This window comes from Undibacterium sp. RTI2.2 (genome assembly GCF_035018705.1).
Taxonomy (GTDB): domain Bacteria; phylum Pseudomonadota; class Gammaproteobacteria; order Burkholderiales; family Burkholderiaceae_D; genus Undibacterium.
Genome location: NZ_JASJXN010000019.1, coordinates 1 through 17350, shown reverse-complemented (window position 1 = coordinate 17350; position 17350 = coordinate 1). Strand labels below are relative to the sequence as shown.

At 44.5% G+C, this 17350-nt stretch carries 15 protein-coding genes; all 15 read right to left on the bottom strand.

Features of this window, described 5'->3' with window-relative positions; genetic code table 11:
• Nucleotides 1–5 precede the first annotated feature (5 nt).
• Complete coding sequence (locus tag QN395_RS11975; RefSeq protein ID WP_322119044.1) at nt 6–860, bottom strand: MinD/ParA family ATP-binding protein; 855 nt, start codon at nt 858–860, stop codon at nt 6–8.
• The gene (gene flhF / locus QN395_RS11970; RefSeq protein WP_322119045.1) at nt 853–2130 is read right to left on the bottom strand and encodes a flagellar biosynthesis protein FlhF; all 1278 of its coding nucleotides are present in this window, start codon (nt 2128–2130) and stop codon (nt 853–855) included. The genes QN395_RS11975 and flhF overlap by 8 nt, the downstream gene beginning before the upstream one ends.
• Nucleotides 2127–4211, bottom strand: coding sequence for a flagellar biosynthesis protein FlhA (gene flhA, locus QN395_RS11965; protein WP_322119046.1), 2085 nt, complete (start codon nt 4209–4211; stop codon nt 2127–2129). The genes flhF and flhA overlap by 4 nt, the downstream gene beginning before the upstream one ends.
• Nucleotides 4208–5377, bottom strand: coding sequence for a flagellar biosynthesis protein FlhB (gene flhB / locus QN395_RS11960; protein ID WP_322119047.1), 1170 nt, complete (start codon nt 5375–5377; stop codon nt 4208–4210). The genes flhA and flhB overlap by 4 nt, the downstream gene beginning before the upstream one ends.
• Before the next feature lie 701 nt (nt 5378–6078).
• The gene (locus QN395_RS11955) at nt 6079–7260 is read right to left on the bottom strand and encodes an EAL and HDOD domain-containing protein (RefSeq protein WP_323492434.1); all 1182 of its coding nucleotides are present in this window, start codon (nt 7258–7260) and stop codon (nt 6079–6081) included.
• Between the two features lie 267 nt (nt 7261–7527).
• The gene (cheY, locus tag QN395_RS11950) at nt 7528–7923 is read right to left on the bottom strand and encodes a chemotaxis response regulator CheY (RefSeq protein WP_322119049.1); all 396 of its coding nucleotides are present in this window, start codon (nt 7921–7923) and stop codon (nt 7528–7530) included.
• A gap of 99 nt (nt 7924–8022) precedes the next feature.
• A complete protein-coding gene (locus tag QN395_RS11945; protein ID WP_322119050.1) occupies nt 8023–9099 on the bottom strand; it encodes a chemotaxis response regulator protein-glutamate methylesterase in 1077 nt (358 codons plus the stop codon).
• A 40-nt stretch (nt 9100–9139) separates the two neighbouring features.
• On the bottom strand, nt 9140–9748 hold the full coding sequence (gene cheD / locus QN395_RS11940) for a chemoreceptor glutamine deamidase CheD (RefSeq protein WP_322119051.1): 609 nt from the start codon (nt 9746–9748) through the stop codon (nt 9140–9142).
• 3 nt (nt 9749–9751) lie between these two features.
• On the bottom strand, nt 9752–10645 hold the full coding sequence (locus tag QN395_RS11935; protein ID WP_322119052.1) for a CheR family methyltransferase: 894 nt from the start codon (nt 10643–10645) through the stop codon (nt 9752–9754).
• 207 nt (nt 10646–10852) lie between these two features.
• Nucleotides 10853–12559: a methyl-accepting chemotaxis protein gene (locus QN395_RS11930; protein ID WP_322119053.1), complete on the bottom strand. Its 1707-nt coding sequence runs from the start codon at nt 12557–12559 to the stop codon at nt 10853–10855.
• Nucleotides 12560–12650: 91 nt separating this feature from the next.
• Nucleotides 12651–13163, bottom strand: a complete 513-nt coding sequence (locus QN395_RS11925) for a chemotaxis protein CheW (protein ID WP_322119054.1) — start codon at nt 13161–13163, stop codon at nt 12651–12653.
• 39 nt (nt 13164–13202) lie between these two features.
• Nucleotides 13203–15254 carry a chemotaxis protein CheA gene (gene cheA, locus QN395_RS11920; RefSeq protein WP_322119055.1) on the bottom strand — a complete coding sequence of 684 codons (2052 nt, stop codon included), beginning with the start codon at nt 15252–15254 and terminating at the stop codon, nt 13203–13205.
• A 50-nt stretch (nt 15255–15304) separates the two neighbouring features.
• Nucleotides 15305–15670 carry a response regulator gene (locus tag QN395_RS11915; RefSeq protein ID WP_322119056.1) on the bottom strand — a complete coding sequence of 122 codons (366 nt, stop codon included), beginning with the start codon at nt 15668–15670 and terminating at the stop codon, nt 15305–15307.
• A 53-nt stretch (nt 15671–15723) separates the two neighbouring features.
• Nucleotides 15724–16272 (bottom strand): chemotaxis protein, encoded by a 549-nt coding sequence (locus QN395_RS11910; RefSeq protein WP_322119057.1) that lies wholly within the window; start codon nt 16270–16272, stop codon nt 15724–15726.
• Nucleotides 16273–16321: 49 nt separating this feature from the next.
• Nucleotides 16322–17251, bottom strand: coding sequence for a flagellar motor protein MotB (motB, locus tag QN395_RS11905; RefSeq protein WP_322119058.1), 930 nt, complete (start codon nt 17249–17251; stop codon nt 16322–16324).
• Between the last annotated feature and the right edge of the window lie 99 nt (nt 17252–17350).

Here is a 17350-nt window from a genome sequence, read left to right as displayed (position 1 = left end):
ATCAATCAAATTCCGAGACGAATACCTAACTCTGGCAATCCATGTAAACCTAATGTTGAGCGGGCTGTTGATCTTGCGGTCAAGGCAAGCCGCTCAGCTAATTGAGAAAACGCAATAGAGGCACCCGCCAATGGGAATGCATCAATCACCGAACGACCTAAATGCGCTGCTTTTTTCATGTGATCGTCCTCTGGCACGTAGCCAACAAAATGCAAAGGTACTGCTAAATATCGACTAGCTGCTTGTGCCATATTGGTATAAACCAATCGTGCTTCCGGTTCTGTTACACCCGATACTAAAATACCATAAGAACGACGGCCTACGCGGTTATTGACACGTTTAATCAAACCATAAGCATCTTTAATCGTGGCCGCATTGGCAGATACTTGTATTACGACTTCGCTCTCTTCAAATGAAGCTAGCGGGAACGCATCATCGCCATCAATTTCGCTGTCCACAATGACTAAGTCCGCACTGTTTGCAGCAACATCAAAAACACGGGATAAACGCTTAGTATTTTCGGCCGGCAGTCGCGCCAATGCAGTCGCATATTTTGAGAGCATCGTCACAGATAAGCCTGCTGATACAATTTTTACTGCCTCTTGCATTGTACGCCGTTGTCTTGCAACGTCCAACAAGGTCTGCTCGGTATTTGCATTGAGCCACGCGCCAATACTATTGGCCGAAGATCTGGCGTCAACCATCAAGACTTGCTGCCCTTTTCTCGCAAGAGAAGCACCTAAATTAATAAGCATGCCACTTTTTTCTTCGTCACGCAAAGCGGATAAAAACGTGAGCACACGAGGTCTTGGCGCCTCTAACATCCGGCGCAAGCCTTCTGCCTGATCAAAACTAGCCAAAAGACACCTCCCTCAAACCATTATTGGTATTCGCGGCGGAGGCGATAGCCGCATTTGCCATCACCATCGGTAGCTCTTCATCTTGCAATCGATAGGCAGATGTCTCTCGTTTTAATTTGAATGCGCGATCAACCAGGTACTGCTTGTTTGCGATGTGCAAATCCTCAGGCACACGCTGGCCACTGGCGAGATAATAGATATGAAGCTTTTGACGAATTGCGATATCTAACACGCCGCCGATAGTCGCGGCCTCATCAAGCTTGGTCAAAATACATCCCGCCAACCCGCTACCCTGATAAGCCCGAACGACCTCACTGAGTGTCTCGCCTGTAGAGGTCGCGTTTAAACACAATAAGCGTTTCACATTGGCATCTGCACCAGACAACATAGCAACCTGCTCCGTCACCATTTTGTCGCGTTGGCTGACGCCGACCGTATCGATTAATACGGTATGTTTATTTTTTAGTTCAGACAAAGCAATTCGTAAATCAGATTCATCTTTGACCGAGTGCACCATCACGCCTAATATTTTGCCGTAAATACGCAATTGTTCGTAGCCACCAATACGATAACCATCCGTCGTAATCAATGCCAGTTTGGCAGGGCCATGGCGCATCACGCAGCGGGCAGCGAGTTTTGCTGTGGTGGTGGTTTTGCCTACGCCTGTAGGGCCAACCAAAGCATAAACGCCGCCTTTTTCTAAGATTTCGCTCTCATTATTGATGGTAGATAAATTGCGATTTAAGACCGCTTTAATCCAATCCATGCTGCTAGCGACAGTTTCTGAATCTGGCATTTTATCGACGAGATAACGGGACAAGCTTGCACTGAAACCCGTTGCCAGCATCTCCCGCATTACTTCTGTTTTTTGAGGTTGACGCTTTTGGGTATTCGTCCAGGATATCTCCGCCAGCTGCGCTTCCAGCATACTGCGCATAGACCGGATTTCAGTCATCACGTCGGCTAATTCACCGCCACTGACTAAGTTATCTAAGGCGTGTGGCTGAGATTTTGAGAACAGAGGCGATTCGCTGGCTTGCCGTCCCTGTTCAGCCTGCTGTAACCGTGGTGGAAATTTCGCAATCTCTGGGATCGTACGCGAATCCGATGATGTCGCAATTGAACTCATCGTCTCATCTGTCATCGCCAGTATTTCCACTTTTCCATCGACATTACGGTTAGAGAGAATGACCGCATCCGAACCGAGTGCATCCTTCACCATACGAATTGCCTCGCGCGATGTATTCGCTGAAAATTTCTTCACGTTCATAATTGCCCTCCAACCAGGCCGGTAACTCTAATTGTTTTTGTTTCTGGTAATTCTGCTTGCGATAACACTTTTAACTGAGGCAAAGTGCGTCTCAAGAAACGCGACAACAGCGCTCTTAAAGGACCGGGTACTAAGAGAACCGGCGCTAAACCCATCTGCTCTTGATGCTTGGCTGCGGCCTCTGTCTGTGTTGCCAAGGTATCGGCCAATCCTGGCTCAATACCAGCACCATCAGAGCCACTCGTTTGCAATGCTTGCATCAGCAAACGTTCTAACCGGTTATCTAATGTCATGACAGTCAACTCATTGGTGGACGGGAATATCTGCTGCACAATTGCACGACCTAATGCAATACGAACGTAAGTCGTTAGCTCGTTCGCGTCTTGGGTATGCATGCCATGCTCTGACAAGGTTTCGATAATGGTGCGCATATCGCGGATGTGCACACCCTCGATCAAGAGGTTTTGTAATACCTTCTGCAAAATAGAGAGTGGCAATAGTTTGGGCACCAATTCCTCGACTAACTTTGGCGTATCTTTTGCAAGGTGATCCATCAATTGCTGAACTTCATGACGACCTAACAATTCAGCCGCATGCGATGTAATTAAATGGTTGAGATGAGTAGCAATGACAGTACCGGCATCCACTACGGTATAACCCATCGTCTGGGCTTGCTCGCGCATGGCAGCGTCAATCCAGGTTGCAGGCAATCCGAACGCTGGATCTGTAGTAATCGGACCCGGCAAGGTACCAGATACCATGCCAGGATTAATCGCCAGATACTGACCAGTAATTGCCTCACCAACGCCAACCTCAACACCTTTGAGCGTGATCCTATAAGCAGACGGTTTCAATTCTAAGTTGTCTCTGATATGCACAGGAGGCGACAAGAACCCCACCTCTTGCGCAAACTTCTTGCGGATACCTTTAATGCGTCTAAGCAGCTCCCCGCCCTGCCCTTTATCAACTAAAGGAATGAGGCGATAACCAACTTCTAAACCTAAAGTATCTACTGGCAGGATGTCTTGCCATGTTGCTTCTTCCATTTCAGATGGCGCAACTGGCGCTACAACTTGCTCTTCAGGCTTTGCGACGACATCCGATTTTTTGGTTAATAAATAACCGCCACCGATCAAAAGTAAGGCTAACAATAAAAAAGCCACATGTGGCATACCTGGAATCAGACCCATTCCACCAACGATACCACCTGTAATAAACAGCACCTGTGGTTTAGCGAATAATTGGCCTATCAGTTGACCGCCAATATCCTGATCACTGGCAACCCGAGATACGACGATACCTGCTGCTGTTGAAATAATCAGTGATGGGATCTGCGCAACCAAACCATCACCGATCGCCAGCAAAGTATAGTTTTTTAGCGCCGTTGCAAAATCCAGATCATGCTGCACCATACCTACAATTAAGCCACCGACAATATTGATGATAGTGACCATAATGCCTGCCACGGCATCGCCACGCACATACTTACTAGCACCGTCCATCGCGCCATAAAACTCAGCTTCTTGCGCGACTTCGGTACGGCGACGACGTGCTTCTTGTTCTACAATCAGACCTGCATTTAAATCTGCATCAATCGCCATTTGCTTACCAGGCATCGCATCCAATGCAAATCTGGCACCGACCTCCGCAATACGGCCAGCACCTTTGGTAACGACAGTAAAGTTAATAATCGTCAAAATAACGAATACCACAATACCAACTGTATAGTTACCGCCAATCAGAAAATGACCAAAGGCCTCAATCACTTTACCGGCAGCATCTGGACCAGTATGCCCCTCGGTCAACACTACCCGGGTTGATGCCACGTTGAGTGACAAGCGCAACATCGTGCTTACCAATAACACGGTTGGAAACACCATAAAATCTAGTGGCTTGATGGTGTATAAGCTGGTCAGCAAAACAATGATTGCCAAGGCAATATTGAAGCTAAAAAAGACATCGAGCACAAAGGCGGGCAGCGGCAATATCATCATCGACAACATCATGATGATGAGTATCGGTGCAGCAATGGCCTTATTGCTAAATATGCTCATCCAAGCGGGTAATTTAAAACCATTCATGGATTAGCTCCGACGGTATTGGCTGGTTGAGGAGCGTTATTTGGATCAAGTTCGGCAGGAACTGCCAGATCGAAAGGCGCAGACGGCCTGAGGCCACCATGCTGACGGAATGTTTTTAACTGGAAGACGTAAGCCAACACTTCTGCAACGGCGGCGTAAAGTGTTTCTGGGATTTCGTCGCCTAACTCTGTGTGCTTGAACAAAGCACGTGCTAACGGTGGTGCCTCCAGCAAAGGAATATTGTTCTCAGCGGCCAATTCACGAATTTTTGCAGCGACGGCGTCAGCGCCTTTGGCGACCACTCTTGGCGCACCGTTGCTACCATCTTTATATTTTAAAGCGACTGCATAATGCGTTGGGTTGGTGACCACGACATCCGCTGTCGGCACTTCTGACATCATCCGGCGACGTGCCATTTCACGCTGTTGCGCGCGGATTTTGGCTTTAATCTGGGGATTACCATTGGCTTCTTTTGATTCTTGTATAACCTCTTGATGTGTCATTTTGAGCTTTTTGGCATAACTCCACATTTGGTATGGAACATCAATTCCGGCAATCAATACCAAGGCACCGACGATCGATAAAAAACAGATCGCAAGCATGGTTGCCATGTGCGCGCTGCCAGCGGCCAAAGGCTCGGAAGCAAGGCCGAAGATGGCATCTTTTTGATTCATTACGACGATCCAAGCAACCGTTCCAACAATCAGCGCTTTGAGAATTGCCTTAACTAACTCCACACCGGCCTTGGACGAAATCATATTCGTCAGACCAGACAAAGGATTCATACGACTAAAATTAGGTTGCAAGGCTTTAGCACTAAAAAGCCAGCCACCGATTAGTAACGGAGATCCAATCGCAACCAGCATCAACAAACCACCTAGCGGAGCAAAAGCAAGCAACACATCCATCAAGATCATGCCGATGTGAGAAAACAACATATCGTGATCAAACGCCAAAGTTCGCTCCATCGATAATCCATCGATGAGCATATGATTCAACTGTCTGATTAAAGAACCGCCGGACATCCACAAGCCAGCGCCCGCAGCAAGCAAGATCGTGCAAGTAGACAACTCTCTTGAGCGCGGGACATCACCCTCCTCACGCGCCTGCTCTAAGCGCTTGGGCGACGCCGGTTCGGTTCTTTCGAGATCGCTATCTTCGGCCATTACCGACTCCCATCTATTTCTAAGAAGCAAGCAAAACGCTGCTATTACACATTTATACAAGTGTGATTATTGGCGATGTTGCATTCTGTAGATGCGCCGAACAAGTGACGATTTACCCCCTATTTCAGTAAACCAAAAAAAACGGAGCGAGTGAGATGTGACGTAAACTTAGATTTTCAGAAAAGACAGCTTTTTTAAAAGCGACGAAGCACTCTTGATCTGCACGCGCAATAGCGATGGCGTGATTAGAACAAGCAATATTGAAGAGCGGAATCAGAGATAGAACGATGGCTTTTATCTATCGTTCAAATAGTTGAATTAAACGCGAATGCATTAAAGAGGAATTAGAGAAAGAAAATATACTCTCCACGGGTATATTTTATTGTCCAGGTAATCACTGGACAATAGAGCATATTTATCAGAAATGGTGGGGAGTATATTAAATTTAGACTTTCTATTAGACCGCTACCACTTCTTTGCAACCCAGATAGCGTACGGCGCCCAGGGGATTAACGCCATCACGGTTTAAGTACAAACGCTACACCTACAATTGCACCTTTGGCGAACTGCCTTGCGTTGTTCTACTGGAAAATTTTGATTTAAAAAAAGAAGTGTTACAGCTTGCGCGAGATGAGGAAAAACATGGCTCCTCATCTCTGCAATTAAGATATCGTAATTAAGACTTGTTTTGCCTGCCTCTGTTAAAGCGAGGCAATGTTTTTAGCCCAAACTAAAGCCGCAAGATGTGCCGTGTTGACATCTGTTGGTGTAATACGCAGCGACTCTGCTAAAGAGCCAACCAACATACTATTTAACTCACAAGCCTCGGCTAATGCCAAATAAGGGCCATAGCTTCCGCCTCTGGAAATCAGCGCTTCGGTAACAGCTTCTGGTAATTGGATCGTTGATAAAACCTCATCCATAGGCACGCCCAGCAATCTATCCAGCAAAGAGAACATACCGGCAACGAAAAGATTTTCAGCTTCAGATTTGGACATGTGAGGCTGTCCAAGTAACTCTGCAAATCGACCACGGACAATGGCTGTTTCTAATAAAACTGGTGAGTAACCGCTGGTACTTGCGGTCGCCAGCAATACAGATAGCCAGCGATATAAAGGGCTATAACCTAGTATCTGCACAGCATGCTTGAGGGATTGCACTTCTGTACGCAAACCAAAACCAGCAGAGTTGATGTAACGCAATAATTTATACGCTAAAGTAGCATCTCTCTTTACAACAGATTCTAATTGTTGAATGTCAGCGTTTTTCCTGATCATTTCCATTAACTGCAAAATGGTCGTCTGCGCTGTATTTAATCCTTTTTTGTCCGCGCTAGGGCGAGGCGTTAAATGTAGCTTACCAACGAACGACTCTAAGCCAAGCGCAGAGCATGCATCAAAATCCTGCCAAGTTGACACATTGCGAGCAACCATATGTATGGCGGATTGTTTTAACGCTGCATACACCTTTGCCTGAGATGCAAAGTTAGACGCGTTCAACTGGACTTCAATATGAGAAATCTGCATGAAGAAAGATCTCTCCAAGGTGCTCAGATCAGCGCCACGCATACAAATACCATAACCCAAAGCACGTAGTTCTTTTATCGCCTCTAAGGTAGTCGGGTTAGTAAAATCACGTTTTGACAATATCAATACCGTGTTTTTAGGTGGTAATAATTTCAGGCCGTCGGTAAGCAATAGTTCTGGCGCTGCCTCTAAAAATAAGACGCTATCTCCTAGTAAAAATCCAGTTTCTTCATCGTTCAAATTCTCAGCAACAAACTCCATCAAGGAATCCAGATCCTGAATACTCATTGGCGCAGATTGACTTGGACTTTGCCAAGATAACTGGAAGCCGATAACGCGCTGTTTGGGATCAAGCAACGGCTCTCTTACAATGAAATTAGCGTCACTCATAAGGCACAATAGGTATAGTGGAATTAAACAGAAAAAAAGATACAAGATTCAGTAATTAAAAAGCAACGCTATCAAGCAATTCTTACACAGCTCGTTCAGGTAACTAAGCTTAGACGATGACGGCTGTCATGCAACAGCCTGGTCATATTAACGACTTTGGTACAGAGCTCATTTTATGGAATAGTGTTGTCCATATCTACACTCATATTTACTTCTTAATAAATACAAGTTCTGCTATGCAGGCTTTCCTAATTTTTCAAAAATTTTCGATAATTTCTCATCAAGAGTCGCTGCTGTAAATGGTTTTACAACATAACCATTTGCACCTGCTTGAGCAGCCGCAATAATATTTTCTTTTTTCGCCTCGGCAGTCACCATTAATACTGGCAACTTAGCAAGCGCTGGATCAGCACGAATGTGTTGCAACATCGTCAGCCCATCCATGTTAGGCATATTCCAGTCAGAAATCACGAAATCGAAATCACCACTTTTCAATTTGGCTAATCCCATGGCACCATCCTCTGCCTCATCGACATTAGAGTATCCAAGCTCTTTAAGCAAATTACGTACAATACGGCGCATCGTTGAAAAGTCATCAACAACTAAAAATTTGAGATTCTGATCGGCCATAAATTACTCCATTATTTCTTTAAGTATAGTTATAAACATTATCTGTCAAATTAATACAAAGTGGTGAGCAAAATCCACAAGAATATGAATTTTGCTCACTTAAACGCGCAAGGCTCGACTACCGTGTAACGCAAGATAATGCAAAACCTTGGTTGGCAACTCATTTAAGGGACCAACTTCATGTGTCGCACCGATTGCGATTGCTTCTCGAGGCATTCCAAATACTACACAAGTTGCTTCGTCTTGGGCAAAATTATAGGCGCCTGCGTTTTTCATCTCCAACATACCAACAGCACCATCCTTGCCCATTCCGGTCAGAATAACGCCAACTGCATTTTTACCGGCATAGGTGGCCGCAGAGCGAAACAAAACATCTACAGAGGGGCGATGTCGGTTCACTGCAGGACCGGCATCTAGCTGGGTCACATAATTTGCGCCACTCCTGGCCAAAAGCAAGTGGGAATGGCCAGGCGCAATATAAGCATGTCCTGGCAATACACGCTCGCCACCAGCGGCCTCACTAACTGAAATTTTACAAAGCCCGTCTAATCTTTTAGCGAAAGAACGAGTAAAACCCTCAGGCATATGTTGAGTGATTAAAATCCCAGGGCAATCCGAGGGCATTTGAACTAAAAAATTCTTGATCGCTTCTGTTCCACCAGTAGAAGCGCCAATGATGATGAGTTTTTCACTACTGGTCAGCGGATTTTTCACCATTGGCAGTGCAGTTAAGTCACCTTTATTCAAATCACTTGCATGAACTGCCCGTGGTCGAATTCGCGCCTTTGAAGCAGCACGAATTTTATCGGCAATCAGTTCTGCATATTCCAACATACCGCTTTGAATCGATAGCTTTGGTTTGGTAACAAAATCGACTGCGCCCAGTTCTAGCGCTCGCATGGTGATTTCAGATCCACGCTCAGTCAAAGACGAAACCATAATGACTGGCATCGGTCTAAGGCGCATGAGTTTTTCTAAAAAATCTAGCCCATCCATCTTTGGCATTTCAACATCAAGCGTCAAAACATCTGGATTTGTTTGCTTGATCAAATCCCTGGCGACCAACGGATCGGGCGCGACGCCAACGACTTCCATATCGGGCTGTCTGCTAATGATCTCACTGAGAACGCTCCGTATTAGCGCCGAATCGTCCACAATCAATACTTTAATTTTCATCACATACTCCGCGCGTACAACAGTCTCTTATTATTTTTGCTTAAAACAAATCAATTTCACCACTAACAGGCGTGGCTTTGAGTCGACTGGCGTAATCATTTTCGCGTTTCCTCAACGTATCATTGTGTTCAACTTTGAGCTTCTTCACAAGAACCTTACCTGTTTTTGGAAAAAAATATACTTTGCGAGGGTAGATGTCGTTTAAGTCCTCAGCAATAACGCGCATTCGCTCAGCGCGCAAATAATCGAGCACAAATTTCGCGTTTCTTTCACCAACATTGATCGCAGTAAACCCTCTCAAAACATTACCCCCGCCAAATACTTTGGCCTCCATGTTTTCGCGTTTAGCACCCGCTTTTAATAATTCATTGATCAGAACTTCCATTGCATAGGTACCGTAGCGCATTGATGCAGAAACAGGATTATCAGAATCTGCTCCGCCATCTGGCAGCATGAAATGATTCATCCCTCCGACACCAGAAACACGATCCCTTATGCAAGCGGAGACGCAAGAACCAAGAACGGTAACAATCAACATATCTTTTCCTGTGAAATAAAACTCACCAGGCAAAATTTTTGCAGCGTCACAATCAAAGGTACGGTCGTAATAAATATTCGTAGCGAAATGCTCTTCACTTAACTGGCTCATGGCTTAACCTTTGTTCGAATGGCGCGAAACTGCTTTACTACGTACTTCATGTTCACTTGCCAGCTCGTAGACTGTTTTGCCTCTAAGTTTGAAGTCATCAGATACGTACAAAAAATTCTCAGAATGTCCAGCAAAGAGTAAACCATCTGATTTCATTAATGGGACGAATTTTTTTAGAATTGCACCTTGGGTCGGCTTATCGAAGTAGATCATCACATTGCGACAAAAAATAGCATCAAAAACACCATTAATTGGCCAAACATCGGCTAACAGATTCAGCTGTTTAAAAGTGATTAAATCTCTCAACTCTGGCCTAACCCTAACCAATCCATCTTGCGCGCCCTTCCCTCTTAGGAAAAATTTCTTCGCTCTATCTGGCGACATCTTATCCAAGCGATCAAGGTTGTAGACTCCTCTTGAGGCGGTCGCTAATACGTTGGTATCTATGTCGGTTGCGATAATATGCACTGGAGGCTTCAGAGTACCAAATGCCTCGCACAAGGTCATTGCGATTGAATAAGGCTCCTCGCCAGTGGAGCTAGCAGAGCACCAGACGTTAATTGGCTCTTTTATTTTTTTAACGTGTTCGGCAAGTAAGGGAAAGTGATGCTCCTCTCGAAAGAAAGAGGTCAGGTTGGTGGTAAGCGCATTAGTAAAAGCCTCCCACTCAGCTTCAGAATTATCGGTCTCCAAACTATCGAGATAAATAGAAAACGAGTTCATTCCTGTTGCCCGAAGACGACGAGCTAAGCGGCTGTAAACCATCTCTTGTTTACTATCAGCAAGAGAAATTCCAGCCTTTTGATAAATCAAGTCTCTGACGCGATTAAAGTCTTTTGCATTAAAGTCAAATTCCTTTGAGGTCTCGCTCTTACCCTTTTCAGCAGACTTGGTCATTAAATTATCCTTAATATTAAGCATATTGATTAACTCATCATCCTAGATTAAGTTAATTTCAGAAAAATATGCATATACCTGCCTAGGGTAGTTAATCAGATTAAATTTGCACTTTGATGCTTAGGTGTTTTAATTTTTATGATTAACCAAAATTCGATATAACAAAAAAAGTAAATTTAATCATTTTAGTCATTATTAAATACTAAATTAAAACTCTTCCCAGTCATCCGTATTCTCCTTTTTTGCACTTTTACCAGTTGATACGGAAGACTCTGCCCGAGAGGCGATTTGTTTTAATTTTGGTTTAAGGTCTTTTTTCTGGACCACAGGATTCACTCGTATTGACTTTGCCGGGGGAGTGTTACTTGCGGAGGTAAGTTTAAATACGCTAACCGCCTGCGCCAAGGCCTGCGCCTGCTCTTCCATACTCTCTGCTGCCGCTGCTGCCTGCTCTACCAACGCTGCATTTTGCTGCGTCATTTCATCCATCTGCGTAATCGCTAGATTGACTTGTTCTATCCCTGCACTTTGCTCTTGGCTGGCGGCGGTGATCTCGCTCATGATGTCGGCGACATGCTGGACGCTGGTGACAATCTCGTCCATGGTTTTGCCAGCTTCGTCTACCAGTTTGCCGCCTTGGTTGACTTTGTCGACCGAGTCGTCGATCAGAGATTTGATTTCTTTGGCAGCGCTGGCACTGCGTTGGGCGAGATTACGCACCTCTGAGGCGACAACGGCAAATCCTCGTCCTTGCTCTCCGGCTCTGGCAGCTTCTACTGCGGCATTGAGGGCGAGGATGTTGGTCTGGAAGGCGATGCTGTCGATGACGCTGATAATGTCGACAATCTTGCGGGAGCTTTCTTTAATCGAGCCCATGGTGCTAACGACTTGATTGACAACAGCACCACCTTTGACGGCAACACCAGTAGCGGAGACAACGAGTTGATTGGCTTGCCGGGCGTTATCTGCATTTTGCCTGACGGTGCTGGTGAGCTCTTCCATGGAGCTGGCAGTTTCTTCTAGCGAGCTGGCTTGGGATTCTGTTCTGCTGGAGAGATCGGCGTTGCCTGAGGCAATCTCTTGGGATGCGACTGTGATCGTTTCTGTGCCAGTTCGTACTTGACCAACAGTATTAGCCAAACTTTCTGTCATCTCTTTTAAAGCGAATAAAAGAGATGAAACTTCGTCTTTACCACTCACACTAACATGGGCAGATAAATCACCAGATGCAACCTGTTCAGTAACAGAAATAGCTTCTTTTAAAGGCTGCGTAATACTCTTAGTAATAATCCATGCAAAAAATACGGCAATGGCTAGCGCACCAGCTAATACAACGAACAACCAAAAGTTTAGCTTGGTGCTGTTGGCGCCTGAGATTTCAAATACTTGCTTTGATGCAGACTCCTGCAGATCAACTAACTTGTTCATTTCCAAGATAGATTTAGTACTTAATGGATCAATAACCGAGGAGATAATTTTAATCGCGCCTTCAGCATTAAACGCTAGAGCCTGACCGACAGCGTCTTTAAACGGCTTGTCTATTTCCTGATCAATTCTCGCAATCTCTGCAAGAATTTTCTTCTCATCATCATTCAACCCAAGCTTTGACAGTTTATCCTTTGCGTCGTCGTAGCGTTTGCGTTGCAGTTTTACTTTGGCATCTTCTTTCTGCATCTCTGAGACATCGGATTGAATGCCAATATTTCGCATCGCAATACCACCCTCGAGCAAAGAGCTTTTCATAGAATTAACCAAGGCCTGCTTTTGGCTCGCTGTATTTAAGCCTTGAATCATGGTATTTCTGTTTTGTGAAGATAACAGGCTAGCCAGTATCAACACAATAATCAGTCCGCCAATGATGAAGCCAAAACCTATACCTAGTCTTGCACCGATCCGAAAATGACGTAAATTCATAGCCCGAGTCTCTCAATTTTTTAGGTTTAATTTTTACAGACACTTGTTGCAACTAGACAAAAATACCGCGCTTAATTACACGTCTACACTTCTAAACTTGAGAATCAACAAGCCCCATTTCTGGACTCGACATTAATTTATCGATGTCGACCAAAATGAGCATGCGCTCTTCTAAGGTACCCAAACCAATCAGAAAATCTGAACTAAATGTTGTTCCCATCTCTGGTGCCGGTCGTACTTGCTCTGGCAACAAAGTTGTCACATCGGAGACACTATCAACAACCATGCCGACAATACGTCCGCCAATATTTAAAATAATAACGACCGTGAACTGATCGTAAGTTGGCTCACCCAAATTAAATTTAATCCGCATATCAACAACCGGAACGATAATTCCGCGCAGATTGATAACACCTTTAAGAAAATTTGGTGCGTTAGCAATACGTGTTACGGCTTCGTATCCACGAATTTCCTGAACCTTCAGAATATCAATTCCGTATTCCTCGTTGCCGAGAGTAAACGCTAAAAATTCGTGTGTAGCTATATCTGATCCCGAAGCATCGAGTTTGGCATCTTTATTGTCAGACGTTTGCGCAGACTGCATCATATTTCTACCCCTTGTTATTAACTGTAAATACTAAAACTACCTAGCTGATCTCAATAAAGCAGCGACATCAAGAATCAAAGATACGCCACCATCACCCAAAATAGTAGCACCAGAAATTCCTGGGATTTTACGATAATTGGATTCAATATTTTTAACGACTACCTGCTGCTGCCCTACTAAATCATCAACAAATAGCGCTGCTTTTTTCCCATCAACTTCTACGATTACAGCAATACCATCAGAAGGCTGTGTAAATTTAGGTTGGATATCAAAACATTCGTATAGAGGAATTAAGGGTAAGTATTCTCCACGCACTTTAACTACTCGCCCCTTACCACTAATTTCTTTGATATCTTGCATCGCAGGCTGCAATGATTCCATCACAAAGCCAAGAGGTAATATATAAACTTCCTCACCGACCTTAATCGACATGCCATCTAAGATTGCCAGTGTCAGCGGCAACGAGATAGTGATGGTCGTACCAAATCCTTTAGCTGATCGAATATCGACCACGCCTCCCATGGCAGTAATATTGCGTTTAACCACGTCCATACCAACGCCACGCCCGGAAACATCGGTAACGGCCTCCGCAGTTGAAAATCCTGGCGCAAAAATAAGCAACCAAACTTCGCTGTCAGACATAGCATCAGATACGGGCAAACCATTTTGCTTGGCTTTAGCGAGTATTTTTTCACGGTGCAATCCACCGCCATCATCACTAACTTCGATGACAATATTACCGCCTTGGTGAACTGCAGATAACGATAACTTACCGGCCTCGTGTTTACCTGCCTTTAGCCTGGACGCTGGCATCTCAATACCATGATCAATGCTATTTCTGACCAGATGAGTTAAGGGATCAACGATTCTTTCGATCAATCCTTTGTCTAACTCGGTAGAGGCGCCATAAGTGACGAACTCAACTTTTTTACCAAGTTTGCTCGCTAGGTCACGCACCATTCGCGGGAAACGGGAAAAAACATAGTCCATAGGCATCATACGTATAGACATCACTGCCTCTTGCAGATCACGCGTATTTCTGGTCAGGTGTGCCACGCTACTAACTAAGCGCTCGTGTTCAATAGGATCCAGTACTTGGGTGCGTTGCTCCAACATCGCTTGCGTAATCACTAGCTCACCGATCAAATTGATCAGCTGATCCACTTTTTCAATACCAACCCTGATCGTCGACGACTCCTGCGATACCGATGCTTTTTCAACTTCTTTCTTAACTAAATTTTTCTTATCAGCACCGACAAGATTAGAACCGGATACAGGCTCTTTATTAGTAGCTGCCGGCGATTGTTCACCACCCGCCAGAGGAGGAAACATTGATTCAATTGGCTCGAAAAAGCCATAACCTAAATCGTCGTCAGATTGATTATTTTTTGAACTAGCTTTAGCTGAAACAAAATCGGTTCTAGTAATTTTTAAATCATCAGGGTTCAAGATAAAAGAACATATTGCAATAATATCGTCCTGACTTTCGTTGGTGTTCAAGGTAACGACCGTACGACCTTTTTCAACTTCCTCTTTGCTAATAAATCCGAGTAAACCTAATTCAGATACGATAGCTTTAATGTCATCGGCAGATATCGGAGGTAGCTCTACCCGAAAACAAGATGTGTAAATCACGTTCTCGTGGTCTACATCTCTCGATCTATCCGCAAAACTAGCAACTGGCGCAGCAATGGGTACAGCGTCTTGCGACAAAGATTGCAGCAACATTCTGACATCTGCTACGGCATCCTGATCCACTGGGCTGCCATGCTTATGTCCATCCAATTGCATTTTTAAGATATCTTTTGCAATCAAAAAAGCGTCGACGTGTTCAGATGTTAAGGCCATCTCCCCTTTTCTGATCTTATCTAAAAGTGACTCAAGTATATGTGTCACTTCAGTCATATCAGTTAAGCCAAATGTAGAGGCGCCACCTTTGATGGAGTGTGCTGCACGAAATATGGCATTCAGATCTTCAGGATCGGGGGAGGAAATATCGACGGCCAGCAATAGTTTTTCTTTCTCCGCAAGCAGCTCTTCTGCCTCGTCGAAAAAAACTTGAAAAAACTGACTCATGTCAATCGTCATTGTCGTACTCCGTGATTGGCTCGCATTAAAAAAGTAGTCTCAAAGGAGGTTTATCCAATGACTTTTTTAACGACCTCAGTTAACTTCTGAGGATCAAAAGGTTTTACCAACCAACCGTTTGCACCGGCAGCTCGACCTTTCGCCTTCATATCGTCACTCGACTCCGTAGTCAACATAAGGATGGGTACTCGCTGATAGGTTGGTAGAGCACGCAAGGACTTAATCAAGGTTAAGCCATCCATTCTGGGCATATTTTGATCAGTTAAAACGAGATCAACTACTTGATTTCTCGCTTTCTCCAAACCATCTTGCCCATCGACCGCCTCGATAACTAGATAACCAGCTGCTTTGAGACTAAACGCCACCATTTGTCTCAAAGAACCAGAATCATCCACTGCTAAAATTGTCTTGGCCATCATCACTCCGTTATGCAGATTAAAGGGACACACATCCCATCATCATTGAGTAGTTAAAATAACTCAATGTCACCACTATCTAAATGTTTTTGATTTACAGCTTTACGCAATAAACTTTTTAATTCAATGCTTTGTTTTTCTAACCGCTGGGTTATATCTTTGAGCAATAAGGCTATTTCATCCGTTTCACTATCAAGCGGAATGCCATCGCCAACCAAACCTAGATTGCTCAAAACCTCTCGTAAACCGGCACTGCGTTGAACAGTTCGGGAAATAAGCTGGCTAGTAAGATCCTGGAATTGAAGGCTAGTAACAGCAGCATTAATATGAACAGCAATGTCAACTTGTATCACTTTAAGTCGATCAATACTGGCAGTTGGTGCCGCGCCAGAGGAAATAACCAAATCAATTTCTTCTTGCTGACTGGTTATGGCTGCATGCAAGGCCAAAAAACTCGCCCCAAGTTTTTCGATCGCCTCAGCGAGCAGAATAGTAGTTTGAACTAGATCAGTCTCTACTTCCAGCAGATGTTCGTTCCCATGACTTGAGACGCCAGACAAGAGCTCTTTTACATGAGACCCTAATACTTTCTTTTTTGACATATTCAGCATCCCAATTTTCTATTCATCTGATCCGATTATGCCCGTGTAACTATTGCACCACTTTTACAGGAACTTCAGCTGAGGGCTCAGAAGGATTTGTCAGTTCAATTGAACCACCGTCTTGTGAAGCAGATTGTTCAGCTTTTTTATTCATAACGATGATACTTATGCGTCGATTAATCGGATTGAGAGGATCTTCTTTATCAAACAAAACCGATGATGATAAACCGACGACTCTTAGAACCTTAGTTTCATCCATACCGCCGTAAATCAGTTCACGACGAGACGCATTTGCTCTGTCAGCAGACAGCTCCCAATTACTATATCCCTTCTCGCCACTGCCATAAGGTGCTGCATCGGTGTGCCCAGACAAACTGATTCTGTTTGGCACATCGTTTAATGCCTTACCAATCTCATGCAGAATTTCTCTTGTATAGGGTTGCAAATCAGCTTTTGCAGAGGCAAACATCGGTCTGTTTTGCTCGTCAACCATCTGGATACGTAAACCGTCGGTTGTAATATCTAATAATAGCTGCTTCTTATACTGCTTTAATATCGCATTTGACTCGATTGCCGTCTCAATCTTGCCCTTCAAAACCTTAAGCCGCTCGGCATCTGCTTTTGCTAATGCGGCCTCTGCAGCTTGAAGGTTATAACTCTTTTTTTGCGCCTCAACATCGCCTTTTTTATTTTGACCATCACGCAAAGTAAGATCTTTACCGCCACCTTTAATGACACTCGAGCTGTCGCCACTACCATCACCGCCGGCCATGGCGACCTTGAGCGGAGTTTGGAAATACTCCGCAATCCCATTAAGATTACCTTTTGCTGTTGAACCGAGCAACCACATCAACAGAAAAAACGCCATCATCGCGGTAACAAAGTCAGCATAGGCAATTTTCCATGCTCCACCATGATGCCCGCCAGCGACCTTTTTTATTCGCTTGACGATAATCGGTCTTAGTTCCTCATTAGCCATTCTGCATTCCTGATCAGACTATCGAGCTTCTTGCAAAATACCCAAACCAGTAAAGTCGAGCATGGGTGTGGCCACTGTTGCGATTGGTTTTCTTGTTTG

Excerpts from the sequence above, each read along its gene's own strand:
- flhF (WP_322119045.1), bottom strand. The coding sequence starts at position 2,130 with ATGAACGTGAAGAAATTTTCAGCGAATACATCGCGCGAGGCAATTCGT.
- flhA (WP_322119046.1), bottom strand. The coding sequence starts at position 4,211 with ATGAATGGTTTTAAATTACCCGCTTGGATGAGCATATTTAGCAATAAG.
- flhB (WP_322119047.1), bottom strand. The coding sequence starts at position 5,377 with ATGGCCGAAGATAGCGATCTCGAAAGAACCGAACCGGCGTCGCCCAAG.
- cheY (WP_322119049.1), bottom strand. The coding sequence starts at position 7,923 with ATGGCCGATCAGAATCTCAAATTTTTAGTTGTTGATGACTTTTCAACG.
- QN395_RS11945 (WP_322119050.1), bottom strand. The coding sequence starts at position 9,099 with ATGAAAATTAAAGTATTGATTGTGGACGATTCGGCGCTAATACGGAGC.
- cheD (WP_322119051.1), bottom strand. The coding sequence starts at position 9,748 with ATGAGCCAGTTAAGTGAAGAGCATTTCGCTACGAATATTTATTACGAC.
- QN395_RS11935 (WP_322119052.1), bottom strand. The coding sequence starts at position 10,645 with ATGACCAAGTCTGCTGAAAAGGGTAAGAGCGAGACCTCAAAGGAATTT.
- QN395_RS11930 (WP_322119053.1), bottom strand. The coding sequence starts at position 12,559 with ATGAATTTACGTCATTTTCGGATCGGTGCAAGACTAGGTATAGGTTTT.
- QN395_RS11925 (WP_322119054.1), bottom strand. The coding sequence starts at position 13,163 with ATGCAGTCTGCGCAAACGTCTGACAATAAAGATGCCAAACTCGATGCT.
- cheA (WP_322119055.1), bottom strand. The coding sequence starts at position 15,254 with ATGACGATTGACATGAGTCAGTTTTTTCAAGTTTTTTTCGACGAGGCA.
- QN395_RS11915 (WP_322119056.1), bottom strand. The coding sequence starts at position 15,670 with ATGGCCAAGACAATTTTAGCAGTGGATGATTCTGGTTCTTTGAGACAA.
- QN395_RS11910 (WP_322119057.1), bottom strand. The coding sequence starts at position 16,272 with ATGTCAAAAAAGAAAGTATTAGGGTCTCATGTAAAAGAGCTCTTGTCT.
- motB (WP_322119058.1), bottom strand. The coding sequence starts at position 17,251 with ATGGCTAATGAGGAACTAAGACCGATTATCGTCAAGCGAATAAAAAAG.